Here is an 898-nt window from a genome sequence, read left to right on the forward strand (position 1 = left end):
TAGTGGGTGACACATAACAATAAAATTCAAGCGGACATTGCCAAAAGCGGGCAACGCCGCTCAATTTGGTGTTATATGCCGCTGGAGGCATTGTGGAAAAGCTCTTGAATATGCTTGGCTATTACAAGCGTAAAAAGAAAAAAGAATATAAGTCGATTCGCTATATTCAATCGGATGAACCAATTGATATCGGTGATCAATTAAAAGAACTAATGGTTGAAGGGAATAAATGGGCGAGAGGGCGAGATAAAGAAGACTATGAATTGGTTGGTATGTTTTTCACAATTGTACTGCTAATTGAGTTTAAGTTAGTAAATCTTCTTAAAATCATTGATGACGATATAGAAAAGAAGATGTTGGGTGCGAAAATCGACGTTTTTAAAGATTTTTTAAAACTCTACACGCCCGAGGAAGGTGAGGACATTGAAGATTACCGGAAGCTAGTCCAGCCTTTGAATGAGATTAAGAAAGTTAGAAATTCTTTGGCTCACGATATCACTAAGCCTAGATTTGAGTATCAAGAACTAATACAAACGGATTCGTACGTAAAAAATCGACGACCTGACATGTACCTCAAATTTAAAGATTGTGAAGACGATAGAGGTAGGTGTTTAGGTCTTCTTGCTACATTTGGTTTTGTACTTTCTTTTGAAATTGCAAAGCTGCGGGTAGGTATCGAGCATTAAGGCATATAACAATCACATCAAGTTCGCTGCTGACGCAGCTGGGACCTCCATTGCGTTGTTTGTTTTGTTGTTTCACGCTACGCTACAACAAAAATAACAACTACATTACGGCCCCTTATGTGGGGCGTTATGCGGTCACAAAAATTACGCTAGCAATCCGTAACCCCTGAGGTTACAATAGAGTCATGATTAAGAGTTTTATACATAAAGGC

Annotated in this window: 1 protein-coding gene; it reads left to right on the forward strand. The window is 38.6% G+C overall.

Annotated features, from left to right (window positions below; all coding sequences use genetic code 11):
* Positions 1–92 precede the first annotated feature (92 nt).
* Positions 93–686: a hypothetical protein gene (locus V5298_RS20755; RefSeq protein ID WP_332933304.1), complete on the forward strand. Its 594-nt coding sequence runs from the start codon at positions 93–95 to the stop codon at positions 684–686.
* Positions 687–898: the final 212 nt, after the last annotated feature.

It is taken from the genome of Alteromonas sp. 14N.309.X.WAT.G.H12 (assembly GCF_036697315.1).
Taxonomy (GTDB): Bacteria; Pseudomonadota; Gammaproteobacteria; order Enterobacterales; family Alteromonadaceae; genus Alteromonas.